Source organism: Vibrio sp. Isolate32 (assembly GCF_022397955.1).
GTDB lineage: Bacteria > Pseudomonadota > Gammaproteobacteria > Enterobacterales > Vibrionaceae > Vibrio.
Map to the genome: position 1 here is coordinate 293902 of NZ_JAKEUQ010000003.1, position 25766 is coordinate 319667.

18 protein-coding genes and 6 pseudogenes are annotated in these 25766 nt (G+C 43.6%); 5 read left to right on the plus strand and 19 right to left on the minus strand.

Annotated features, from left to right (window positions below; translation table 11 throughout):
* Position 1: 1 nt before the first annotated feature.
* The 8 genes from L1D11_RS04060 to L1D11_RS04095 all read right to left on the minus strand — a co-directional run bounded on the left by L1D11_RS04060 (position 2) and on the right by L1D11_RS04095 (position 6979).
* Positions 2-946, minus strand: coding sequence for a D-2-hydroxyacid dehydrogenase family protein (locus L1D11_RS04060; RefSeq protein WP_239832482.1), 945 nt, complete (start codon positions 944-946; stop codon positions 2-4).
* Positions 947-1043: 97 nt separating this feature from the next.
* Positions 1044-1508, minus strand: coding sequence for an ASCH domain-containing protein (locus L1D11_RS04065; protein ID WP_239832481.1), 465 nt, complete (start codon positions 1506-1508; stop codon positions 1044-1046).
* A gap of 225 nt (positions 1509-1733) precedes the next feature.
* Complete coding sequence (gene glpQ / locus L1D11_RS04070; protein ID WP_239832480.1) at positions 1734-2789, minus strand: glycerophosphodiester phosphodiesterase; 1056 nt, start codon at positions 2787-2789, stop codon at positions 1734-1736.
* A gap of 78 nt (positions 2790-2867) precedes the next feature.
* The gene (gene glpT / locus L1D11_RS04075) at positions 2868-4241 is read right to left on the minus strand and encodes a glycerol-3-phosphate transporter (protein ID WP_239832479.1); all 1374 of its coding nucleotides are present in this window, start codon (positions 4239-4241) and stop codon (positions 2868-2870) included.
* A 440-nt stretch (positions 4242-4681) separates the two neighbouring features.
* Positions 4682-4936, minus strand: coding sequence for a DUF3297 family protein (locus tag L1D11_RS04080; RefSeq protein ID WP_239834303.1), 255 nt, complete (start codon positions 4934-4936; stop codon positions 4682-4684).
* Positions 4937-5128: 192 nt separating this feature from the next.
* Positions 5129-5596, minus strand: a complete 468-nt coding sequence (locus L1D11_RS04085) for a GNAT family N-acetyltransferase (RefSeq protein ID WP_239834304.1) — start codon at positions 5594-5596, stop codon at positions 5129-5131.
* Positions 5597-5672: 76 nt separating this feature from the next.
* The gene (locus L1D11_RS04090) at positions 5673-5810 is read right to left on the minus strand and encodes a hypothetical protein (RefSeq protein WP_239834305.1); all 138 of its coding nucleotides are present in this window, start codon (positions 5808-5810) and stop codon (positions 5673-5675) included.
* Between the two features lie 26 nt (positions 5811-5836).
* The gene (locus L1D11_RS04095) at positions 5837-6979 is read right to left on the minus strand and encodes a PcfJ domain-containing protein (protein WP_239834306.1); all 1143 of its coding nucleotides are present in this window, start codon (positions 6977-6979) and stop codon (positions 5837-5839) included.
* Positions 6980-7214: 235 nt separating this feature from the next.
* On the opposite strand from L1D11_RS04095, the gene L1D11_RS04100 reads away from it, so the two are divergent.
* From L1D11_RS04100 to L1D11_RS04115, 4 genes are all read left to right on the plus strand, one after another.
* Complete coding sequence (locus tag L1D11_RS04100) at positions 7215-7637, plus strand: universal stress protein (protein WP_105025005.1); 423 nt, start codon at positions 7215-7217, stop codon at positions 7635-7637.
* Positions 7638-7841: 204 nt separating this feature from the next.
* Positions 7842-9200 carry a DASH family cryptochrome gene (locus L1D11_RS04105; RefSeq protein WP_239834307.1) on the plus strand — a complete coding sequence of 453 codons (1359 nt, stop codon included), beginning with the start codon at positions 7842-7844 and terminating at the stop codon, positions 9198-9200.
* Positions 9197-10756 carry a cryptochrome/photolyase family protein gene (locus L1D11_RS04110; RefSeq protein ID WP_239834308.1) on the plus strand — a complete coding sequence of 520 codons (1560 nt, stop codon included), beginning with the start codon at positions 9197-9199 and terminating at the stop codon, positions 10754-10756. The genes L1D11_RS04105 and L1D11_RS04110 overlap by 4 nt, the downstream gene beginning before the upstream one ends.
* A complete protein-coding gene (locus L1D11_RS04115) occupies positions 10756-11496 on the plus strand; it encodes an SDR family oxidoreductase (protein WP_239834309.1) in 741 nt (246 codons plus the stop codon). Before L1D11_RS04110 ends, L1D11_RS04115 begins: the two co-directional genes overlap by 1 nt.
* A 160-nt stretch (positions 11497-11656) precedes the next feature.
* On the opposite strand, the pseudogene L1D11_RS04120 reads toward L1D11_RS04115, so the two are convergent.
* The 6 genes and pseudogenes from L1D11_RS04120 to L1D11_RS04145 all read right to left on the minus strand — a co-directional run bounded on the left by L1D11_RS04120 (position 11657) and on the right by L1D11_RS04145 (position 17420).
* Positions 11657-12685: pseudogene (locus tag L1D11_RS04120) on the minus strand (IS630 family transposase).
* 326 nt (positions 12686-13011) lie between these two features.
* A pseudogene (locus L1D11_RS04125) lies at positions 13012-13839 on the minus strand (IS5 family transposase); the annotation flags it as partial.
* Positions 13832-14432: pseudogene (locus L1D11_RS04130) on the minus strand (IS5 family transposase); the annotation flags it as partial. The pseudogenes L1D11_RS04125 and L1D11_RS04130, both read right to left, overlap by 8 nt.
* A 214-nt stretch (positions 14433-14646) precedes the next feature.
* Positions 14647-15060, minus strand: coding sequence for a nuclear transport factor 2 family protein (locus L1D11_RS04135; protein WP_239834310.1), 414 nt, complete (start codon positions 15058-15060; stop codon positions 14647-14649).
* A 406-nt stretch (positions 15061-15466) separates the two neighbouring features.
* Complete coding sequence (locus tag L1D11_RS04140) at positions 15467-16192, minus strand: IS630 family transposase (protein ID WP_345772746.1); 726 nt, start codon at positions 16190-16192, stop codon at positions 15467-15469.
* On the minus strand, positions 16182-17420 hold the full coding sequence (locus L1D11_RS04145) for an ISAs1 family transposase (protein ID WP_239862030.1): 1239 nt from the start codon (positions 17418-17420) through the stop codon (positions 16182-16184). Before L1D11_RS04145 ends, L1D11_RS04140 begins: the two co-directional genes overlap by 11 nt.
* Positions 17421-17563: 143 nt before the next feature.
* Here L1D11_RS04145 and L1D11_RS04150 point away from each other — a divergent pair.
* Positions 17564-17794: pseudogene (locus L1D11_RS04150) on the plus strand (IS110 family transposase); the annotation flags it as partial.
* Between the two features lie 120 nt (positions 17795-17914).
* On the opposite strand, the pseudogene L1D11_RS04155 reads toward L1D11_RS04150, so the two are convergent.
* The 5 genes and pseudogenes from L1D11_RS04155 to L1D11_RS04175 form a co-directional block, all read right to left on the minus strand.
* Positions 17915-18765, minus strand: a pseudogene (locus tag L1D11_RS04155) (IS3 family transposase); the annotation flags it as partial.
* 19 nt (positions 18766-18784) lie between these two features.
* Positions 18785-22501 (minus strand): AAA family ATPase, encoded by a 3717-nt coding sequence (locus L1D11_RS04160; protein WP_239862033.1) that lies wholly within the window; start codon positions 22499-22501, stop codon positions 18785-18787.
* Positions 22502-22506: 5 nt separating this feature from the next.
* Positions 22507-23760: an exonuclease subunit SbcD gene (gene sbcD / locus L1D11_RS04165; protein ID WP_239862035.1), complete on the minus strand. Its 1254-nt coding sequence runs from the start codon at positions 23758-23760 to the stop codon at positions 22507-22509.
* A gap of 287 nt (positions 23761-24047) precedes the next feature.
* Positions 24048-24645: pseudogene (locus L1D11_RS04170) on the minus strand (glutathione S-transferase family protein).
* A 110-nt stretch (positions 24646-24755) separates the two neighbouring features.
* Positions 24756-25352: a LysE/ArgO family amino acid transporter gene (locus L1D11_RS04175; RefSeq protein WP_239834618.1), complete on the minus strand. Its 597-nt coding sequence runs from the start codon at positions 25350-25352 to the stop codon at positions 24756-24758.
* Positions 25353-25766 lie beyond the last annotated feature (414 nt).

Sequence of the window (25766 nt, forward strand, 5' to 3'; positions counted from 1 at the left end):
TCTATATGCCAACTTTTTGATAGGCCAGAATGTTATCAAAAGCGATATCAAAGTAGAGTTCGTAACTATTTTGTTCAACGTAGCCCAAATGCGGCGTTGCAGTCACGTTTGGTAGAGATAACAGAGGTTCGTTATTCGGCGTCGCAGGTTCAATATCAAACACATCAATTGCTGCTCGTTTGCTTGGTACCTTGGTGAGTTCATTAAATAACGCATTAGGCTCGACTAACTCCGCACGGCTGATATTCACGAATAGCGAGTCAGGTTTCATTAAGCCAAGATCATCTGCAGTAACACAGCCTTTAGTGACACTGTTTAAACGGAGGTGTAATGAGAGTACGTCAACACGCTCGAAAAATTCCTGTTTAGTTGCTGCCACCTCGAATCCATCGGCTTGTGCTTGGTCTCGCGAGTTCTGGCTACCCCACACCATAACTTCCATTCCGAACGCTTTGGCGTATTGCGCGATGAAGCGCCCGATTTTTCCATAACCCCAAATACCAAGCTTTAGCCCCCTTAGCGTTCTGCCTAAACCGAGTACGCCTGAACTTTGCCATTGGTTACGTTTAAGGTTTGAAGCGTAAGTAGGAATGTGACGAGATGCCGCCATAATCAATCCCCAACAGAGCTCAGAGGGCGCGACAGGTGAACCTCGTCCTTCTAACACTTTTACACCGAAACGCTCACACAGTTGTGGATCGATGTGATTACTGACTTTTCCGGTTTGGCTAATCACTCTTAGGTTTGGCAGTTTAGATAGCAGCGACTCAGTGATTTCGGTACGCTCGCGGATGAGCACAAGCGCCTCAAAGTCGTACAGCTTCAACACTAGTTCATTTTCTGGATAGGTCTCGGTGAATACGGTTACGTCATGCTCTTCCAACTTTCGGTAACACTCGAGGCTTTTTACTGCATTTTGATAATCATCCAATATCGCAATTTTCACTGCACACTCCTTGTTCTATTGCTTTGCTATTTTTGAGCGTTAAGTGCCAAGGGTTAAGATTCATTCAACTTGTGACACTTTGTATAATTTAAACCAATTATTGATGGACGACTTTGAAACGCTCAAGCACCAGCATCATGCCTTCGCTTGGTGTGATCTTTAACTCTTCACATTCACGAGAGAAAAAGTTCCAGTGCGCTTCTCGCCACCATGCCAACGTTTTATCCCCCTCGCCTTCAGCGGCAGCAAACTCAGCCGTCACCTGGTTATATGGGCACAATGAAACCGATGTAAGTTCAACAATACAGACAGGATCACCGTTCCAATCAGTGACCACCTGTAAATGTCCAACAACGGGCATGGTTTCGCCTTCATGGCTGTACCAGTATTCCATGCTGCACGAGGCTTGTTTTTCACCTTTCAGTATGAGCTGCGCGCATAGATTAGCGTTGTATTCATCCGCACAGAAATAGTCTGCACTGAATGAGGTGTATTGTTTGGCAACTTCAGCCGACAGTGTATTGAGATAGCTGTCCAGATAAGCTTTGCTTCTTTCTTCCATAATGTGTCCATTTTCAATATTTATTTCAGCCAGAAACGCTAGATATTGAGGAACTGACTGTATTGCGAGTAACCTATCAAGGAGTGTAAATGGTGTAAACCAAGTAACGATTAAAGTGTGTGCTAACAGAGTAGATTTAATGCAGGATTGTTAGATCAAAAAAAGAGCTAAAAACACCTTCAGGCAGTGCTTTTAACTCTTTGTAATTTATTGTGGATTAACCAATTAGCGGTTTAAGAAGGCTACCGCTTTATCTGGGAAGTCGGTAAACACACCGTCGACTTTCACTTGGTTATAAAACACATCCAACATCCCATCGAAGTTATCGACATAACCTGGAATTCGGCCTGGATCAGCGCGGAATGTATATGGGTGAACATCTAAGCCTGCGTCTTTCGCTGACTTCATCAATGGCTTAATGATGATGTTGCCTTTGGTTGATGCATCGTCCACCAGCATAGGTTTCCAAGGACCAATACCGTCAGCATAAGTCGCCACTTTTTCCATACCGCCTTTCTCGAACATCCAATCATAACTATAAGGCGTCGCTACGTCGCCTTTGTAAGTCATGGTTTCATTCCAGTCCGTGTAAGCCATCAGCTGAACCAGCTTGAGGTCCATTTCCATCGCAGGCATAAGTTCGTCGTTTATACGTTTTAGTTCGTTCGCATCGAAACACTGTAGGTAAACCTTATCATCTTTAGATAAGTAACCATATTGATGCAAGGTAGACAGTACTGCTTTAGAAATGTCTTTTCCTTCATGAAGGTGGAACCAAGGTGCTTTGATTTCTGGGTAGATACCAACGTCATAACCAAGGGTCTTATTCAAACCTTGGATCATTTCGATTTCTTCTGCAAACGTTGGTACTCGGAAATCAGACTGCCACATTGGGAAGCGTGTTGGGTAACCTGCGACTTTGTTACCTTGCTCATCAAGATTGAAACCTTCAGTCACTTTTAATGATTTGATCTCAGCAAGCGTAAAATCAATCGCGTAGTAGCGCCCATCTGCACGCGCGCGTGTTGGAAAGCGATCCGCGACATCGGTAACTCGATCTAGATAATGATCATGCAAAACCACCAATTGGTCGTCTTTGGTCATCACGACATCTTGTTCGATGTAGTTGGGTTTCATTGCGTAAGCGAGTGCTTTGGCGGGTAATGTGTGTTCGGGTAAATAACCAGAAGCGCCGCGATGAGCAATCACTAAAGGATCGGCGAATGCATTTGCAGACAAGCTTAGAGCTAAGAAGGTCAGAGACAGCGACGTTATTTTCATTATTGTTTCCCCTTGATAAAACAGAAGCAGAATATACCTGCCTCTGTTGTCATTAGTAGATGTGATTCAGTAAATATACTACTGAGCTAGCGCTTCTTTCTCTCGTTCGAGATCTTTTTGTTTATGGTGCTTACGCTCACCGACAAACGCGTATAGAAGACAGATGATTGAAGCAACACAAGCCCCCACCAAGATAGTGAAACCACCATCCCATCCGTAATGGTCAACCATGAAGCCAAGTACGGCGTTTGCTGCAACCGCACCGCCTAAGTAACCGAATAGACCTGTTAGGCCAGCCGCAGTCCCCGCTGCTTTCTTAGGTGCAAGTTCAAGTGCGTATAGACCAATTAGCATTACCGGACCGTAGATTAGGAAACCAATCGCAATCAGTGCCAGCATATCAATGGTCGGGTTGCCTGCCGGGTTAAACCAGTAAACTAGAACGGCGATAGTAACCAGTACCATGAACAAGATACCTGCTGGAGCACGGCGACCTTTAAATAGCTTATCTGAGATCCAACCACACAATAGCGTGCCAGGAATACCAGCCCACTCATACAAGAAGTAAGCCCAAGAAGATTTATCTACAGAGAAGTCTTTCGCTTCTTTTAGGTAAACAGGAGCCCAGTCCAGTACGCCATAACGAATTAGGTAAACGAACGCGTTTGCAATCGCGATAGACCACAGCAGTTTGTTATTGAATACGTACTTAAAGAAGATCTCTTTCGCTGTCATCTCAGTTTCGTGAGATTTGTCGTAATCATCTGGGTAATCGTTTTTGTGCTCTTCAATTGGCGGTAGACCACAAGATTGAGGCGTATCTCTTACTGTGAACCAAATAAAAATAGCAACGAGAGTGGCAAAAAATGCAGGAACATAAAAAGCGGTTCGCCAATCATCGTTGAAAGCCCACAGACCCAATAGGAACATTGGACCAATCAAGCCACCACCCACGTTGTGAGCAACGTTCCATACAGACACGATTTCGCCACGCTCTTTACGTGACCACCAGTGCACCATGGTTCGTCCACACGCTGGCCAGCCCATACCTTGGAACCAACCGTTCAAGAATAGAAGAATAAACATTGCTGTGATGCTGCCGGTTGCCCAAGGCATGAAACCAAAGCAGAACATAACCAGTGCCGACATTAACAAGCCACCACTGAGGAAATAACGAGGGTTAGAACGGTCAGAAACGCTACCCATTAAGAATTTAGATAAACCATAGGCAATAGATACGGCTGCTAATGCCACCCCTAGCTCACCACGGCTGAAACCCTGTTCAATCAAGTAAGGCATTGCCAAACTGAAGTTTTTACGGACTAGGTAGTAACCCGCATAGCCAACAAAAATACCGATGAACAGTTGCCATCGTAATCGTGTGTAAGTGCTATCGATCTTATCTGATGACAAGCGATCGATATGCGCCATAGGTTTGAATATTCCAAACATAGGAACCTCATATTATTGGGCGAAGGAAGAATAAAATGCTCGAACGAAAAAATTTACGCTCATTCGAAAACAGGAGGGATTGTATGTGCTTCAGGAATAATTTCTGTGATGGATATATCTATTAACAATGATTTTTTTTAAATGCAGCAAATTAGTTTCATTTAATTAGGCGATGTTTCATATTTTTGACCATCAGAATATTATTTAATCAACGTATAGCCGAACAAGTATTATACAAAAATGAGCAATCGAACATAAAACAAACACAATACATCGCATTGTTGTTCTTGCTGCATATTGTTCATGACTGTTTTGCGTGTAATGGGGAGTTTTTTCTGGAAAAAGGTATGTGTTTCAAGTTTTAAGATAAAATAAAGGGCCTAGACTTATCTAAACCCTTCTATAAACAATATTCCGTATGTAGCATCTACGGCTATCTATTACTCTTCGATGTAGTAAGCTTCTACAGTGCCTTTAAGAGTAATAAGCATTGGCTGACCAAAACGATCTAGTGCTTTTGGAGAAGGGATCTTAACCCAACCTTCGCTGATGCAGTATTCTTCAACATCAGTACGCTCTTTACCATTTAGGCGAATGCCAATTGGGTATTCGAAACACTCAGCCATGTGGTGTGGGCTGCGTGGGTTACCTGCAAGATGATCTGGTAAAGCTGGTCTTGAATTAGTATCGCTCATGTTCATTACCTGTATGTACGTAAATAAAAAAAGTGCGTCATTCTAGTCAATACAGACTTTGTGCTCAACAACTGCCGTAATAAATCGTATTGATAGCTTTAATCAGCGTCTAGTTGTTTGATTTATTGGCGATAATTGCCCCACTTCTTACATAAAGCTAAACACTTTTAACATCGTAAGCGATACTTTCACTCAAAAAGAAACGCACATCACATGATGGTCTGGGTCGCTCTCGATATCGACGCTCGACCAACCGAGAGAAAGGTACAAAGACGGTATATTGGTATAGGCATAAAGGTTAGACGCAGAGTCTTCCTTGGCTTTCGACCGGTAGAAGCCAGGCATTTGTTCAACCGCTCGCTTAATCAATTCACTCGCGATGCCTTGGCCTCGCCATTTTTCATCAACATAAACAGCATTAATCCAAACAACATCCCTTACTTGATGAGGTTCTTGAAAATGGGAATATGCTAAACCACCGATGACAACATTTTCACGAATAACCACGATAGCTGGCGGCAGATGAGCATTGGTTGGGGCTGAGTGTTCTGGATAGGCCGATTTAAACTCAAAGTCCGCCCATTCACTTTGAAAAAGGCGTTCGAGCTCTTGCCAATGTGGAGAGTGCTGGACACATTGTCTAAAAACGAATTTTTGCATTTAAACTTCCTTTTTAAATACAAACGATAGAAATGAGAGCCAATGAATTGAACTACTCTATAAAAACGGTGTTACGCTACTCTTCTTCCTCGTAATGATAATAGTCTACGTCTTGATTAATCTCTTCTCCACAACCTAAGCACTCGGCTTGTAAGTCCGTTGGCATCGCAATAATCAAACCACAGTGTGGGCACAAATCGCCTTGTTGATACATATAGATTCCCTTCTACTTTACCCAATCTACTTTAACCAATGTTGGTTGGAGTACGTTTGGTTGCTCTCTTCCAACCAATCGTGAATCACTTGGCGAGCTGCCTCTGTCGGTGGCGCGTTTCTTTTACCGCAGATTTGGTCAACCTCGAACGGAAACGCTTTACTTGGAACGCGACGTAAACCTATGGTTAGGCGCTGAGGCTTCATCATTCGAAACACCACATAGCGGTCACTCATAATGCGATTATGATACACGCCAATGCAGTGCTTTTGTTCGATGCCCTCTTTCTCAAGATCAAAGTAATCCGTAATTGGGTGAATGTTTTCATTCCCAAGCAAAGGGACCGGATACGGGATATCCATGTCCATAGGGCGACTGCCTTCTAAACGTCGCAATTGACGCTGCTCAGTCCAACGGTCGTGGAGTTGTTCGAACATTGCGAACGAGTTCTGACTGGTTATTGAGCGTAAAGGATCATCAATTTCTAAATCCTGTCCCAACAATATTGCATCTTGGAACATGGCCATCTTCGACGGAGAATTGAGCCGCCCCTCTTCAACCATTGCAATACCCAATCGACTGCCGGTTAAAAATGGGTGTACCTGATCCAAACGCAGTGCCGTGTAGCCAACCTTCGAGTAGTGCTTAAACTTAAGAACTCGTCTTTGCAGCGGCTCTAGAATTCGCACGATATGGTCGAGTTCATCACCAACGTTGTAGTGCAACTCAAGCTTATCAATAAATTTTAGCGTCGCTTTACTACTGTCTAAACCAAGCTTAGCCAGGATCTTCTTTTGCCCTAAACGGCTCAGTTTCAAAGCCTTCTGGTTATCAACACTGTATTTCATGCAAATCAGTGCCAAGATCACTGGCCGTAATTCCAACAGTTGCGCCGCTTCATAGGTGTTAGCCGCCAACCATAGCATTTGGTACTGATACTCTGGAAAGTTATCTGTGATTTCACGGTAGCGTGCTGGCAGAGTTTCTAACCACCGCCCTTTAACATCAAATTGCTCTATGAGATTAAGGCTTAACCCAATACCACCATCGAGTGGACGTCGTCCGTCTTCAAACACATGGAAGCCAACCAATTTTTGTGACCAATCACGAATCTCGATATCGTAATCAAAGCCAAGTGTTCGGGTGGGAATGGTGAGTAATGCTGTCATTGATGCCTCTTCATTGGTGGCGCATTGAACTTTCAAGCCTATCTAACAGCATAAGCTAACGCTTCATCCACTATATCAACCTTTTGTAAATTTCTTATCAATCAACGCGCTATATACAAGATAGCCTTTATAAGCTCTTTGAATGACGATTCTCCCTAATATGAGACCTCTTCGATATCATTTGCGCCAACAAAAACTATGCTTGTTACATAACCCACAACAAAAGGCTTAAATTATGGAATATCGACATATTCTAGTCGCGGTTGAACTGTCTGACGACACCAAAGTACTGATTGATAGAGCGACTTTCTTCGCAGATAAACTCGATGCGGGTATTTCGTTTGTCTACATCGATGGTACGCATGGAGAAATCTACCCTGAGCTGGTTGATATTCAAGCAAACGACGGGGATTTGCCCATCAACCAAGATGCCGTTAACCACTTGAAAGAGTTCGAGGCTTACGCAAAGCACCCTATTAAGCATATTTTTGTTGGTACGGGCGATCTGAACGATAAGCTCAAGAATACTATCTCAGAAAACAACGTTGACCTATTGATGTGCGGCCATCACCATGATTTTTGGCATAAGCTTATTTCCCACTCTAAACAGATAATCGATACCTCTCCGATTGATATCTTGGTGGTTCCGATGGAGTAGCAGCTTTCTGTTAAACGGTTAAAACGTTCAGCATTGCCAACCTCTATCGGTATTATTGGTTGGCATAATCCAGTTGGCTGAATACCCTCTTGTGATCGCCCCTTTTCCTCAGGCTAAGCACTACCTATTTCCCTAGATCATTTGTGATCTTGTTAGCGTATCAACTCGTAAGCGTCTAATAATTAACAATTCACGAGTGTAAGCATGAAAAAGATTGGTCTCTATCTTTTTACAAATGACTTAAGAATCAACGACAACACACTACTTTATCAGGCGTCGCAGATCGTCGATGAGCTACTGTGTGTTGCAACTGAACCAAAGCTTTCTACCTATTCAGTCCGACTTTCACAAGAACAGGAAAACGGGGCGCATCGTCACCTTTTCATTAAGCAGTCTATTGATGATTTAGCCTCGAGCTTGTCACGACTTGGACAACGCCTTTTTGTGCTGGACCAAAATACAAGTGAGAACTTAGTTCAACTTGTCAAATCTCAGCAAGTGACACACTTTTTTGCCAATTCGCATTGTGCCCATGACGAACGACAGTGGATAAAGGATACGCTAACGCAGTGCCCTGATTTGCTCATCTCTCAGCAGCATAACACCACGCTATTTGAGAGTGATTTATTCCCCTTCGAACTTACCAAGCTGCCTCGTTCGTTCACCAAGTTCCGTCTTCAAGTTGAACGTTTAGAGATTGAGACAGAAGAGAGTGTAATAACGTACCTGCCACCAGCGCCACAAACCGCTACTGACTGTTATAGAAAGCCGATACTTGAGTTAGATGACTCAGAAAAAGGCGACTATGTAGGCGGCGTAGCCGCAGGGTTAACCCACTTAGAAAACTACTTTTCACATGACTACGCCGTCACCTACAAACAGACGCGAAACGCATTGGATGGCATAGAGCACTCAACAAAGTTTTCGCCATGGCTAGCATTAGGGTGTGTTTCGCCAAAAACCATTTATCGCCACTTAAAGCAATTCGAAGCGCATCGTGACGTGAACGACTCTACCTACTGGATTTACTTTGAGTTGTTGTGGCGTGAATATTTCTACTGGAAGTGTTTAACGCTGGGGACGTCGCTGTTTGGTCCGGGATCTAATGATCTCTCCGATGAACAATTGCTCGGTACCACTGCGGGATCAAGCTTCGCTAAATGGAAAAGCGGCAACACCAACTACCCCATTGTTGACGCCTGCATGCGCCAGCTTAATGCAACGGGTTATATGTCTAACAGAGGCAGACAGCTGGTCGCGAGCTGCTTGATTCATGAGCTAGATATTGATTGGCGCCACGGTGCTGCTTATTTCGAAAGCCAACTCATCGATTACGATGTGGCATCGAATTGGGGGAATTGGGCTTATATCGCCGGAGCGTTGAATCCACAGGCACCCCAGAACGCCAACAAACAAAGTGCAGCCCATCAATCACAATCTAAATCCCGCCATTTCGATCTCGTTAAGCAGACAGAGATGTATGACCCGGAACACACATTTATCAACAAATGGCACCGGGAAGACGAGGCTTCAGCGTCAACTCGATATCAGGACGTAATATGAAATACAAAACTGTACGCCTAATTTTAGGCGACCAGCTCAACATTGAGCACTCTTGGTTTGATCATACCAGTGATGAGGTGATCTACATCATCGCCGAACTAAAGCAGGAAACCGATTATGTTGCCTCGCACATCCAAAAAGTGGCGGCGTTCTTCTCTGCTTTGGGTTATTTCGCTGAAGAGCTAACACAACGTGGGCACCAAGTATTGCATTTAACCTTGGATGATACGGCACAGTTTAAAGATCTCGACGCCTTACTTCAGCACTACACAAACGAGTTTGACGCCGAGAAATTTGAATACCAAAGACCAGACGAATACCGTCTATTAGAACAGCTCAACAAGCTCAAATTACCTAATACTGTTAAAGGGTGCTTTGACTCCGAGCACTTCATGTTTCCTTTTGCCGAAATCGAAGAACAGTTTCCGAAAGACAAACATATCATGATGGAGCATTTCTATCGCCGAATGAGAAAGCGTTTCGATATTCTCTTAGACGATGGAAAACCAGTTGGCGGTAAATGGAACTATGATGCCAACAACCGTAAAAAACTCAAGAAACAGGACATCGAAAACCTGCCACAACCCTTGATGTTCGCCAACAACATCTCATCCATCCTCGAGCGTATTGAGCGACATCAAGTTGCGACCATAGGACAAGTTGGTGACCAACTACTTTGGCCGGTGAATCGTGCACAAAGTTTGTCTTTACTCGCTCACTTCTGCCAAGTTTGTTTGCCACTGTTTGGCCACTTTCAAGATGCAATGACAGTGGAACACAACTCAAAATGGAGCTTGTATCACAGCCGACTCTCTTTCTCGTTAAACACTAAGCTTCTTAGCCCTAGCGAAGTTATTGATGCAGCTCTTTCGGCTTATCACGCTTCTTCTAAGCAAGGTGCACCCACTATAGATATTGCACAGGTTGAAGGGTTCATCCGTCAAATATTGGGCTGGCGTGAGTACATACGCGCGGTCTATTGGGCGAACATGCCAGCTTACGCTACCAAGAACCACTACTCAGCAGACCGAGCATTACCGCATTACTTTTGGGATGGCCAAACTAAGATGAATTGCATGAAACACGCGATTGATCAATCGTTAGAGTATGCTTATGCCCACCATATTCAAAGGCTCATGGTAACGGGCAACTTTTGCTTAATCACAGGTATTGCGCCAGACCAAGTCGACAGCTGGTACCTCGGCATTTACGTTGATGCGATTGAATGGGTTGAAATGCCAAATACACGAGGTATGGCACTGTTTGCGGATGGCGGGATCGTAGGAACCAAACCATACTCTGCCAGCGGTTCATACATAAATCGCATGAGTGACTACTGCAAAGGCTGTCATTATCACATTAAAGAGCGAAGTGGTGAATCCTCATGTCCGTTTAACAGTTTGTATTGGCGCTTTATGAACAAACACCGCGACGCCTTAAACCAAAACCCTCGCATGGGTATGCTTTATCGTTCTTGGGACAACATGGATGAACAAGAACAACAAGCGATACTGTATACCGCAGAACAACGACTGATGAATTTGGAGAACTTATAATGGTGGAGCAACTCAGATTACACATATTGGTTATTGGAGGTAGTGGCGGTATTGGCCTCGCCGTGGTTAAACACCTACTCTCTGAGCTGTCTCGCTTTGATTTTCTCGATATTCATGTCGCTGCAACTTACCATTCCCAAAAGCCTGAGGTTGATGACAAACGCCTGACTTGGCACCAGGTTGACGTGACTCAAGAGTCCGATATCGTCGAATTACGAGCTCAATTTGATCAACTCGATTGGCTGATTAACTGCGTTGGGATGTTACATACGCCAGAACTGGGGCCTGAAAAGAACCTGTCGTCCATTGACCCAGAGTTTTTCCTCAAAAACATGTCTGTGAATACCCTTCCGAGCTTGTTGTTCGCTAAGCATTTCACCCCACTTCTAAAAGCAAGCGATAATCCTAAGTTTGCGGTGGTGTCTGCCAAGGTTGGCAGTATTTCAGACAATCGCTTAGGCGGTTGGTATAGCTATCGATCATCAAAAGCGGCACTCAATATGTTCATTAAAACCATGTCGATTGAATGGGGTCGCACCATTAAGAAAGGCACCATATTAGCGCTGCACCCAGGGACGACTGATACTGCGTTGTCGAAACCCTTTCAAGCAAATGTACCGGAAGGCAAGCTATTTGATTCGGCTTACGTGGCACATCAACTCGTCGACATTATTCGCACCGCCACACCAGAGCAAAGCGGTCATTTCTACGCATACAACGGGGAACAGTTACCTTGGTAGTTAATACAAGTGACCGTCTTTCATTAATGCTAAAAAAGAAAACCCAACAGAGCTGTAGCTCTTTCTAGTTAAAACCATATAAGAAGTGAGTTAACGAGTAAGTAAGTTAACTATATCAATAGGTTAACTTGCTTATTCTTTTTTATATGTGTATACCCGCTCAGCTTGAAGATGCAGGTTTCAAAATTTGAAATTTATCCGTAATTCTGGATACCAGTGAGCCTGCAACGTTTGGCAGCGTCACATTGAAAAATTCATTAATAGATGTTGTAAATTCAACCTTCGAGGAGAAGTAGATATTGTTCCTCGTATACTCATTCATCACTTTCCATAACCGCTCTATTGGATTTAAATTTGGACTGTAAGTCAGTAAGTAATGAAGCTCGATATTGAGTACTTTTGCCGCATTTCTTACCATTTCTGACTGATGATAGTCGGTACCATCAAGTATTAGGTGTACTTTTTGCTCCAACGGGTAATGCTCCTTCTTGAGCTTCCAGAAGAAGCGAACGATGCTCTCGCGGTTTATCGTGTCATACGAGTCTGTCACGGTTGCGCCAATATTTTGAAGTGGTAACGCACCGATAATATTAAGACCAGTTCGACTGCCTGTTGTCTAAATCACTTTGTCTTGGCCTTTTCGTATCTAGCCATAACTAAGTTTTGTTGACTGCGTAGGATGAACGGCATCCATGAATAACACAGGGTCTTCGCTGTTTCTTAGCGTCTCGTTGTAATGTTCGATAAAGGCTTGCTGCATCTCTGGATCAAACTTATGCGGCACACCTTTCGGCTTGTTATAGGAAAAGCCATGATGATGTAGCCACTTGTTCATTCCTGCCACGGTATAACGGATACCAAACTCAGCTTGTACATAAGCGACAATTTGGTGGGTGTAAAAATACGTTTTCTCTGCCAGATGCTCGATAAGTTGCATGGTTTGCCCAGCAGAAAGTCGGCTTTGGCTGCCACCATTTTCAGGCTTAAGTTTTTCAGAAAGAACATAATCACTGAGATGACGAGAAACGGTCGATTCGTGAATACGAAGAGCTTGAGAAATCATCACCTGACTCCAACCTTCAGACGCAAGTAAAACCGCTTTGATGCAGTCGCGCACTCGACCATCACGAGTTGAATCGTGTTTCTCTTCGAGTTGTTGTTTCTGTTGAGGAGTCAATATTATTTTCATGGTGTGTAGCATGATCCTGATTTTCTGTAAAATCAAGCATCTTCAATGATCACGGGTATATATACCCTTGTTTCAAGAATATCGTCGTGTTCTTACGCTTGTGAAAGAGGTGTATTTCATTTTTTTGTACTTGAGTCTGTCACCGCAATACCTCCAGAGAAAGATCTTTTCGTTTACGGTGTTCTAACCATAGCTCGATACGAAACTTCATTTCACCTATCAGTTTTACAGCTTAAAAATTATAGCTCAAGCATTTAGCTACAATGCTTGAGGGCGTTGTTGATCAAATCAGCTTGAAGATCAACGACACCATATGTAGCTAGCCGTTAGCTTCTAACGGGCATACCTAGTCCTATGACTTTGTTAATCGCTTTGACATTCGCCATGATTTCGCCCACTTGAGCGTTGTAACATCTCAAGCTCAATTTACCGCTTGTTAGTCCTTTATATCGGGACATAGCAGTCTCAGATATTGAACGATAGTTATAACCAGACTCTGTTTTCCATTCCGATATTGTTCCATCTCTCAGAGCCACTACCGCTTTGTTTCTGGGATGACCGTCTTCCCAAAGAGCTGCATTCTTTCGAGGCGGTATTAACGGAGTACAGCCTTTATTTTTCAGAGTCTCGTAGCAATTTTTTGTGTCATATGCTCCATCGGCGGATACGGCAGCGACCTTTCTACGTAGTGGGTTGAGTAACGTCGGTAACACTTCACTATCGCCTACATTTACAAGACTGACTTCCGCACTAATCGCTTCGTGAGTATCCACATCTACAGCTAAGTGCAGTTTACGCCATGTCCTACGTTTTTCTGCACCATGCTTTTTCACTTTCCACTCACCCTCACCAAAGACTTTGAGGCCAGTAGAATCAATGGCTATATGGCGAATAGCCCCTCTCGATTTATTGCGATATTTGACCTGAACTGTCTTCGAGCGTTTACTGATACAGGTGTAGTCAGGGGACGTTAGTGGAACATCTAATAGCTCAAAGATAGAGTCGATAAAGCCTTCAAGAGCACGTAAAGGGAGAGAGAAGATGCCCTTAATCATCAAGGCGGTTTCAATCGCTGTATCAGAGTACTGAAAGCCTCTCCCACGCTTACCATGATGGGTTTTGCATCGCCATGCATCTACGGCTGAACTGTTTAACTCGATACATCGCGGTTTCTGAGAGTGAACGTTTGTGGTATCCATACCGCTTTTTCCAATACTTATTTGAGCCGTATAACTTCTGACAACCCACGGCGAGGTTTCTAGGGTGACCCCGGTCCCAGAAGGCTGCCCCTTCTCTTGGAGGAATAAGCGCAATGGTTCCCTTAATCTTAATAGCAGCGTGACACGCTCTCGTGTCATAAGCCCCATCACCAGATACCTCAAGGATACTTCGACGTGTTTGTTTCAGTAAGTTAGGGAGAACTTCCCCATCCGTAACCGTCGATAAACTTAGCTCGGCTGCAATAATTTCATGAGTGCTTGTATCGATGGCAATATGCAGCTTTCGCCAGACTCTACGCTTGCCATCTGTCCCGTGTTTTTTGACTTTCCATTCTCCTTCGCCATAAACTTTAAGGCTTGTCGCATCAATGGCTAAGTGCTGTATCACTCCTCTCGTTTTAGTCTTATGAGACCTCAACTTGCTTGGCTCTACGGCTGATACAAGTGTAATGCGGACAACTTAACGGTACATGGGCTAACCTAAATATCGAGTCGATAAATCCTTGCAGCGCTCTCAGCGGCATAGAATTTTGTAACGAGGTTTAGGCATAGAACTACGATAAGGAGTGAACGTAGCTGATCAGATCGTAGGTTCTGGATTTAGTTCCATTGAATTACGCATCAAAGCTTCTAAAACCTGTCACATAATCCGTTATTTATTCAACGTAATGCAAATCTAATGGCATTGAGCTTTCGTTACGGAATTTTCTGGGGTTCCGGCGCAGAACCCCTGGATATGAGTTATTGCTTAACTGATGTCGCTAAGTGCAACGCATTTTCACCTTCAACCTGGATGGTCACATCTTCATACAGTGAAATTTTATTATCGCGCATTTCTATATACCCAAATATTTTAAAGAGGGCTGAATTACCGTCATGGGACGTTACTCTGGATGTATGGTGGTCGAAGCCTCGGTCACCATCAAAAAAAACACGCTGTATGGAAACCTCAACATGACTGGTATGCTCTTTAATCCATTGTAATCGTTCGCAAATTTGTTGGTGGCCCGCAAGGCGCCTGTCATTAATTATTATGACCGCATCGTCTGTAAAATAATCAGCCACTCTGGAAACGTCGTGTTTTGCCAAAACATACTGCATGGCGTCGTTGAAAAGTTGGATTTTTTGCTGTTGGGTTACTGCTTTTTTATTCATGACCAGCACTCCTATAGTGAATATATGTACAGACCAAAAGTATATCTTAAACACGGAAAAAACCGTTTATGCGCTCTATTCCCGTAATGAACAGGTTAAGTTAAAGCTCAAGGTTATTTTTTTCATTTAAACCCCCAAAATAAAATACGAGCTCATTTTTCAATAACTGATTAAAAGTTTAAAGTATAAAAACTTAAAAATAAGTTTTCATTATTCCTATTATGGTAAATACACAAGTTTGCTATATCCGTTCAACTTGAAGGTGCAGGGTTCCAGTAACTGAAAATTATCCGTAATTCTGGATGTGAGTGAGCCTGCAACCTTTGGTAAAGTCACATTGAAAAACTCTTTAATCGCAGATGTGAATGCCACTTTTGAGGGGAAGTAAGTGTTATTCCTCACATGCTCATTCATCACTTTCCAAAGCCGCTCTATTGGATTTAAGTTTGGGCTGTATGGGGGAGTAATGAAGCTCGATATTCAGAACTTTTGCAGCATTTCTTACCATTTCTGACCGATGATAAGCAGCACCATCGAGGACGATATGAACAGTTTGTTCTAGCGGATCATGTGCTTTCTTGAGCTTCCAGAAGAAGCGAATGATGCTCTCGCTATCTATGGTGTCATACGTGTCAATGACCGTGGCGATGATATCATCAAGAGATAAAGCCCCGATAAGATTCAAGCGCGAACGACTTCCCGTTGTTTCGATGAGTTTATCCTGACCTCTACGGATCCAACCATAACTAATTTTTGTTGATTGAGTCGGATGAACGGCATCTATGAAAAGCACTGGTGCATCTTTAGGCTTTAATATATTGTTGTAATACCCTATAAAGGCCAACTGCTCTTCTGGCTTTAACTTGTGCGGCACTCCTTTGGGTTTCTTGTATGAGAAACCCTGGTGATGTAACCACTTATTCATGCCTGCAACGGTGTAGCGAACATTAAACGCTGCCTCGACATAAATAACGATTTGCCGCGTGTGAAAATAGGTTTTCTTATTCAAGTGTTCGACGAGTTCCGTCGTCTGAGTCGCAGATAGTCGACTTTGGCTACCACCATTTTGGGGCTTTAACTTCTCAGAGTGAAGGTCAGGGCGGGAGCATACTTTGATGGATTTATAACCCAAAGAAAACTCTTGCCCTATAATCATCGTTCCAACCCGCTTTCTTCAGCTTCACTTTTTGACTCGGCGCACCACATTCGCATTGCTTGAGCATATTCATCACAAAACGTCTAAACAATGCAATGTTTTCAACGGCACCATCTAAAGTAATTCGAGAGCTATCTTCTTTGAAAACAACATCTAAAACATAATGTTGACTGCTCTCAATCCGCCATTCGCATTGCTTGAGCATATTCATCACAAAACGTCTAAACAATGCAATGTTTTCAACGGCACCATCTAAAGTAATTCGAGAGCTATCTTCTTTGAAAACAACATCTAAAACATAATGTTGACTGCTCTCAATCCGCCAATGCTGGCGAATATAATGGCCCAAAAGCTTGTGGTTCGGCGACAAAGAACTAATGTAGTAAGAGGTATCTACAGTGCCTTTTCCGTTGATCACTCGATGGCGTTCTACTGCTTTGATGCTTCTTATCGTCGCCCATTTCTTCGCTAATTCGTCGGGTAATTTAGCCTTTAGCTGAAACACGTATCGCTCTTCACTACGACCATGTTGTTTCTCTTTGACCTCGGTGACTATTTTCTCTTTACCAGCATCAAAAACTGCTTTGAACTGCGCCACAACAGCCGCTCTAAGTTTAGGCTGATTATTCTTAACCTGAACAACAACATGCGCTTGTTTTTCTTTGATTTTTTCTAGTGTTTCACGCTGACAATACAGTGCATCAACTGTAACAACACTACCCTTTACATTTATAACATCAAGCATTTGCCGTACAACGTTGATCTCGCCATTCTTGTTCTCAGTCAGATTTTGACTCAGTACAAGACCACGTTCAGTACCGTAGGCAGTGACCAATTGTAACGCTGTTTTTTTGTCATTTCGGTATGAGCCACGAAGCACTTTTCCATCGAATGCGATAATCGGCTTGTTTTGACTCGTGCGTTGTTCGTTAATCCAGAGGGCTAATGCCTCTAGCAAAGATTCTGCAACAACTGAACGCAAAATACGGGCTATTGTATGTCCACGTGGAATGCCATGTTCGAATGGTCTGTATTTCCTCAACCAATCTAGTTTATCTTTCCCAAACAATTCAATATCTTGCCACCCTTCGTACCCAGATGCGATGGCGCTAATCACAAGGAACATAACGTCTATAAGGTCATGCTTCTGATTAATATCTGATCGAGTATCTCGGATGACTGATAGGTGTTCGATTAAGTTCAAAGCGAAAGGGGCTGTGTAATTATGGATTTGGCGTTATTAGATCATATTTGTTAACAAAGTGCGATCCCGCCCTGCCCATCACCCCAGCTTGGACTGAGTCACCAAAATCACCAGTTGTTATATAGGTCGTCGAAAATGATGCGGTGCTTGGGATATCTAAGCGAGGAAACAAAGAGCTTCGCGAGCTGTTTGTTCACGCTGCTAGAGCAATATTATGGCGAGATACCAGTGCAGAGAAATACTTTGGTGCATGGTTAATAGATTTAAAACGACGCAAACCCTTTAATGTCGCTGTAGTCGCCTTGGCAAACAAACTTGCAAGGATAGCTTGGTCGGTTATGACGACCCACAAAGTGTTTGAAATCAGAGTATAAATCAAGTTTGCATATGAAAATGAAAGATGACAAAACGGTTAGACCACCAGATTGAAGACCTTATGCCCAAAACAGCAACGAGTATGCTTAATGAAGTGTCCAGCCAGACTGGACACTTCATTAAGCGACATTTTGCTGTTCAAAGTTAACTGGGCTTAGATACCCAAGAGCACTGTGCCTTCTCGTCCAATTATAATCAACCTCTATGTACTCGAAGACCGTTTGGCGCATCTCATCTCTGGTCATTATCGGTTCGCATTGAATCGCTTCCACTTTCATCGAATGGAAGAAGCTCTCAACACAAGCAGTGTCCCAGCAGTTTCCTTTCCTGCTCATACTTTGTTTTAGATTATAAGCAGTTATGAGGTCTCGATAATCTTTCGAGCAATACTGGCTACCACGGTCACTATGAACAATCACTTCCTCTGGGAAGCCTCGACGGAACAGACCCATGATAATGCATCGCAGGCCGGTGTTGCCGTCACCCTCGTATCCATCGACCAACCGATTACTTGTCGTGAGTAAAGATCAATGATGACAGCCAAATACAGCCTGCCTTCGCTTATGGCAAGATACGTGATATCTCCCGCCCATTTCTGATTCGGGGCCGTTGCACTGAAGTCCTGAGCTAGCAAGTTCGGATCTACAGGCATCTTATGCTTGCTGTCCGTTGTGCACTTAAACTTGCGTGCCGCTTTTGGCGTTAAATCCTGACGCTTCATTCTGGCTGCAATGGTTTTAACATTATGGATATCACCGCTCTCAGCCAGCTCTTTCTGGATGCGCCTTGAACCATCTCGCCCCTTACTGTTATCAAAAGCATCTTTGACCTTTGCATCAAACTCTTGGCAAGTTGCTTCGCGTTGAATAGCCTTTTGGCGATGCTTAATCCAATAATAAAACCCACTTCGAGAAACCTTGAACACCTTAACCATGCGGACAACACTGAAGCAAAGAAGGTGTTCGAGCAACCGACCAATCTCGAAGAGGTTAAGCAACCACTTTGTACTGTTTTTCCATCTCACTGATGCCAAGGCCTGCGTGTTTCGTCACTTTCAATTGCATAGGCACACGCTCTTTCAAAGCTTCAACGTGGCTAATGACACCAATCATTTTGCCTGATGCATTCAAGTTATCGAGTGCGTTCAATGCCATGTCTAGCGTGTCACTATCAAGCGTGCCAAAGCCTTCATCCAAGAAAAGAGAATCAATACTTGTTTTGTAACTCACAAGATCAGACAACGCCAATGCCAACGCCAAACTCACCAGGAAGCTTTCGCCACCAGATAGAGTTTTGGTATCGCGCATTACGTCGCCCTGCCAGGTGTCGAGTACCTGTAGCTCTAAGCCATCGTCGGCTTTGCGTTTTAATTCATAGCGACCATGCAAACGCTGTAATTGCTTGTTTGCCAGGTACACCAAGTTTTCCAGTGTTAGGCCTTGTGCAAACTTACGGAACTTATCGCCATTCTTAGAGCCAATCAGCGAGTTTAAGCTAGAGATATCATCGAACTCAACTTGTTGTTCAGAGATCTGCTTAAACAAATCCTGCTGGTTACTTCGGTTCTGACGATCAGTTTCAAGGTTGGCAGAAATTGCGCCAATTTTGCTCGCATGGCTTTGCTGAGCTTCTTGGCAATCAGCTGTCGCCTGCTCCACTTGCTGTTGATCTTGTTCTTGCCATGTTTGCGCATTTTCGTGGTTTTGTAGCTCCACTTGCGCTGCTTTTGCCGTATTCAACCTTGCTTGTGCACTGACAACTGCTTCATCCAGAGACTTCTTAAGGTTTTGTAATTGAGTGCACACCTCCTCATCGAGCAGTGCCGCTTCAAAATCAACTTCCTCTTGAAATGGGCTCGCTTTCAAAGCTTCAACCCAAGCATTGGTCGCTTGCGTGTGGCTTGTTTGCTTCGTGGTTAATTCATCAGAAAAACCGGTATGTTTCGTTTGTTCGGTTCGATGTTCCAATTCACAGCGATTAAGTACCAACTGAGCCGCGTCAAACGCTGCAACTGCATCTGTTACCTTTTGCTTGATGCTTTGGCTTGCGACTTGAATGTCTTGCTCACCAAACAACTGTGCTCTTTCACCGCTAATACGAGCTAACTCGGCTGTTAGCAATTCGCTTTCTTTGCTTAGCGCATCCAGCTCTTTTTGCACACTGTTTAGTTTGTCATCCAGTGTTTTTTGCTCAGCACATTGGGTAATCAAACGCTTTTCTAGCTCAGCCTGTTGCTGTTTGGTTTGCAGCCATGTGTTTGAGGCTTGCAGTTTTTCAGCAAACCAAGCATCAATGTGCTCAAGCTCAGGAGCTTCGACAGAGGTTTCAACAATACTCTCTTTGAGTGAGTGCCATTGTTGCTCTTTGGCTTGCGCGGTTTGACCTGCTTGTTCATTCGCAGCTTGGTTTTGCTTATTGAGGTCGTTGAGACGCTCCTCCGCTAACACAAGATTAGCTTGCGCTTTATTAGCCATAACGCTAGCTGATAAACGTTGTTTCTCGGCCTCGGCATAGCTGTTTTTTGCATCCACTAAGACTTTCAGCTGGTTCTGGGTTTGATTTAAATGAAGCTCGCATTGCTCAACAAAAGTCGTCACTGCAAGTTCACTCCCCAAGTCAGCCACAGAAAGCGATGTTAACTCCAGGGTCACAGCTGGAAAGTCAGACAAACTCTGTTGAAGCTTACCTATTACAGATTGCCAATTAAGTTGAGCTTGCTGGATATCCGCTTGTGCACGTTGAATATCATCACTTAGTGCTGTGATCATAGGAGCAAGAGAATCCAACTGTTGACGATGCTCTTGACCATCTTTCTTAATGACCGCTAACTCATGTTTTTCTCGCTCTTGCTGAGCAATCAAGTTCGCAATATCTTGCGACTGCTCAACCGTATGTTCAGTAGAACCACACAGCGGACATTCAGAACCAGACTCTAACTTCGCACGGTACTTAGCTAGCTCTCCCTCTTGCGCGATTAACAAGGTTAAGCGCTCAAGTGATGTCTCTTTCTCTTTATATCGTTCAACCAGTACTTCACGCTCTTTCGATAGTTTGTCAGCCTTCTGAACGTTAGTTTGATTGGCTTGTGTCTTAACAGCGAGCTGTTGCTGTGCGTTTAAAAAGCCACGATTGATTTCAAACAACGAGTGGGTGTTGCGATTCCAAAGCTCCAACAACTCTTTTTGGGAAAGTAATGCTGTTTCACTGGTTTTAGCGTGTAGAGCTTCCCATTGCTGCTTGGTAGAGTTTTCGGCCAGCACCAATTCAGCTAGAGCTTGATCTTGCGATGCTTTGGTTTGCTGTGCGTTTTTAATCACAGATTGTTGAGCTTCTAGCGCCGTATAGATTTGCTTCGCTAAGTTAAGTTGTTGTGAATGCTGAGATTCTAACGTACGCACTTGCTCAACTTTGGCTTGCCACTGACCTAGGTGCTTTTCGAGGTGTTGGTCCGACTGATGCGCCTCTAGATAGTCAGCGCTCAGCTTTTCTTGCTGTTTCAACTCGTCAATCTGTTGCACCAACATAAGCTGTTGATTACGTTGCTGTGCGTGTTGTTCATTCAACGTATTCACGGCGTTAACCGCAGAGGCTTTCTTGTCTTTAAGTACCGATATTTGGTTGTCCAATGGGCGGACTTGCTCAATGATCTTTTCTTGATCCTGTTGCTCGACTTTCACTTTTTCAACCGCTTCGCTACTTTGAGTCAGCTTAGTGTGGGCGTCTAACTTCTCGGCCTCGCGCACTGTGAGCAACTTAGTACTGTTATCTAGGTTAACTTGCGTAAGATTGAGCTCATGTTCACAGCGTTTTAGGTCTTTGTGCAGCGGTCGCAATTTCTCAGCCGGCTCGCTATTTGCCAAACGCGTCAAGGATGGTTGGTTTTGCTCTAAATCGCTTTGCGCTGTTTTTAGGTCTTGTTCACTGGTCGCAACAGTATGCTGCGCTTTGGTCACGTCTTTCCACCAGCTGAGGTGAGCTTGCCACTCTTTTAGCTGTTCTGCTAAACGTTTCTGTTCAGTTTCTAATGTGTCACGCTCTGTTGTCAGCCCTTGAATCTGCTCATCGGACAGTAAACTCACACCTTCAGCTTTTGCCTTCAGGTGATTAAGCGACTCTTCACTCGATTTGAAGTGATCGTAAATACGCTCTGAAATCAGGCTATAAACTTCAGTACCAGTAAGTTCTTCCAACAATTCGGCACGATCATTCGCGTTGGCATTTAAGAAGGCAGCAAATTCGCCTTGAGAAAGCATGATCGACTTAGTAAAGCGAGAGAAGTCGAGACCTGTCACCTGCTCAACCAACTTGGTCTTCTTGGTTAGCATGGTTTCTAAGACTTTATCAGTGTCTGCATCTGCAAATTCACATGTTGGCGTCTGCAGTGCGCCATCGTGCTTGCCGCGAGCTCGCTTCTGGTGAAAGTTGGAACGGTAAGTTTTACCCTGCACTTCAAATTCAAGCTCAGCGAAACACTCACCGGTACCGCGAGTCATCAACTCGTTATTGCCCTTCGCTATGCTTTTCAAACGAGGCGTGCGGTGGAATAGCGCTAAACAAATTGCATCCAGAATAGTCGTTTTACCCGCACCTGTTGGGCCCGTGATTGCAAACAGACCATTTTCTGCAAACGGTGATTGGGTGAAATCGAGCTTCCAACGCCCTTTCAAAGAGTTCAGGTTTTCAAATTCTAGGCTTAAAATCTTCATACTCGTTACTCTTCTACTTTGTTTGTTGCTTGAGCGCTTTCAGACACTTCGACCATGACTTGCTTAAACTTCACCGTCATTCGCTCTAAGCGGGCTTTTTCAGATTCAGTTTCGAACTCTTCTAAGGCAATACGCTTGGTAAACACGTCCATTGGGCTCAGCTCAGACAGAGTTTCTGCTGATTCTTGCTCCAACGCTTGGTTGCGACGCTCTCTTGCACGGCGCAGTTGAAGTACTTCCACATTCAAGCCTTCAGTCAATGCACGCATACGTTCTTGTAGATCAGATAGGTAATCTTGAGCCTGAACCTCTATCGACAACCACACGCTTTGTTCGCCATCCAAACCAATATATTGATTCAGTTGAGACTCTATCTCGCTCAAGTCGCCTTTAATTTCGGCTAACGGCTGGAAAGTTGGAACGGCTAATTGAGAAATGGTTCGTTCGCCTTCAGAAAACTCAACCACGCACACCTGCTTCTGGGATTTAAGCTCATCAAAGCTCAGTGGGATTGGAGAACCGGAATAACGAATGTATTCACGCTTAGCCACCACTTGTGGGCGGTGAATATGACCAAGAGCAATGTAGTCAGCATCTGGGAAACCATCCGCAGCAAAGCCATCTAGGTTACCAACGTAAATATCACGTACAGAATCTGACTGTTGCACGCCCATTGCAGTAAGGTGTCCCGTAGCGATGATTGGCATGTGCTCATGGTTTTCATAGGTAGCACGCTTAGCAACTGCCGCCTCATAAATACTTTGGTAGTGCTGCTTGATTGCATCGCCAAGCTGTTTTTGACGCTCTACGCCAGATACACCAGCTTGACTGGTCAACACATCGCGAGGACGAATAAATGGAATGGCACACACAAGCGCTTCTACATCGCCCGTTTTACCCTTGAGTTCAACAACCTGAGTCGCATGATCTTCGTTGGTATTTGGGATGACGTCTGCACCCATGTATTTGAGCAGCTGTTGGGTCTCTTTCAGAACCGAAACGGAATCGTGGTTTCCGCCTAGCAGTACCAATTGGCAGCCGAGCTTGTTCGAATCGACGACAAACTTGTTATACATCTCACGAGCGTAACTTGGTGGCGTACTGGTATCGAAAATGTCACCAGCAACGATGATCGCATCGATGTCATGTTCAGTAACTTGCTCAAGTAACCATTGTAAGAAACGTTCATGTTCATTCTTACGGCTTTTATTGTAGAAGTTTTGGCCAAGGTGCCAATCGGACGTGTGAAGAATCTTCATTGCTGCTCACTGGAAGTCGGTAATATCTATAATCTACCAAAATCGCTCATACAATTCCCTTTTATAAGCTTGTGAAAAGCAACTAATTTTACGCTTGAACGTGTCACAAGTTTTAGCTACCAAAAAGCCGCTCATAATCAGAGCGGCTTTCGTATCAACATTTTTATCCTTTCAAATTATTCAGAACGAAACACCATTAAAATATAATTAAAATAATGAATTCAATATTAATGAGCTTCAGCAAGGCTTGCCAAATAGGTATTCGTTAAATAGAAACCACTAAACTTCTACACAAAGTCTTGAGGTACCGTTTTCTCCGTTAAGCCCGACTTAATCAGAGCGATCTGCCACGCTTGCACTTTAGGAAAACCTTCTAACATATCAAAACCTGAACGTTCTTTGATCACCGATGCGCGGTGTAATAGTGGTAGCCAAGCAATATCGACATTTGAAATGTAATTACCTTTAAAGAATTGAGTATCGCCTAATTTATTTTCAGCTTTAAGAAACGCTTTTTGAAGATTTGCCAAACGCGTATCATAGGTATCTTTGTCTTTACTTCCCATCGTTCCGCATTGTGGCATGTAATATTTGCTCGCTTGATAAGACCAAGTGTGGTCCAACGCTTTTTGCTCAGCTGTTAACTCTTCAATAGGTGCGTATTTGTCGTCAAGGTATTCAACAATCGCATCAGATTCAAATAATACGATGTCATCTTCAGTCACTAGCACAGGCACTTGTCCATTTGGGGAGATATCCAAAAACCATTGTGGCTTGTTGTTAAGCTAAATGTATTCGATTTCAAACGGCACTTTTTTCATGACTAGAGCCCCCATTACACGTTGAACAAAATGGGCAGTTTTTAAAGCTAATCAGTTTAATCATTGTCGACTCCGTATCAGGTCATTAATTTGTATTTACATCCCTAAGACGAGCCTCATCAACAAAAGACGAAAGCTAATTCCATTATTTTGGAAGTTATGAAATATAGCCACTTAAACGATTAAAGATATTGCTATAGATGCCATTATCACACCCACGAAAAATTCCAATACCTTCCAAGCTCGTGGGTTCTTAAACATTGGAGCTAAAAAACGCGCGCCAAAGCCAAGAGAAAAGAAGAACACAAAAGAAGCCGATACCGCTCCGGCTCCAAATGACATCTGATTAGGTTGATATTGAGTAGAAATGGAGCCTAATAACACCACGGTGTCCAGATAGACGTGTGGGTTTAACCAAGTAAAAGCTAAGCACATGGCTACGGCTTTGATTAGTGAATCATTGGCTTGCGCATTCGCTTCTAGCGCATGATTTACAGTGAATGCCGAGCGGAGACTTAAAAATGAATACACGCCCAAAAACATTGCCCCACCATAACGAGCAATCTGTTCGATTTGAGGAAACTGCTTAACAATAGCTCCAAAGCCTGTGACGCCAAAACTAATCAGCAACGCATCAGAGACAGCACACACCGTACAAATGACCAAAACATGTTGGTTCTTTAGGCCTTGCTTGAGTACAAAAGCATTTTGAGAACCTATCGCAAGGATCAGCGAAAGTCCGAGGGAGAAACCAGCAAAATAAGTCGTCATGATAAGTGGTTATTTCTAGATAATGGCTAAAGTCGTTCGTGTAAATATTATCCAATTTATGAATCTTGTTAACAAGTAGCCCAATAGCCGAGAGGTAACGCATTGAGTCATAATCGCCGCCTTTCTGACTTAATCATCTAGGATTTAGCTTACTAAATAACAAAATAATCAATTGATTTTTAAGCAATTTAGCCATTCATCTCATTTTATAAATATTGCTTTTATTAATAGAATTTAGCTCAAACTTTGAACCTTAAAAATCGATCACAGTGAGATCTCAATACCATTTCATTGACCAAGCGAATGATAGAAATCTAATTGCATATTACCTTTTGACCGTTTTTTGAACGAGCTTTTCCCGCTCTATCTACTGGCTTTATGTGCTTTTGGACAAGCCAGTTAGTCACATAACTA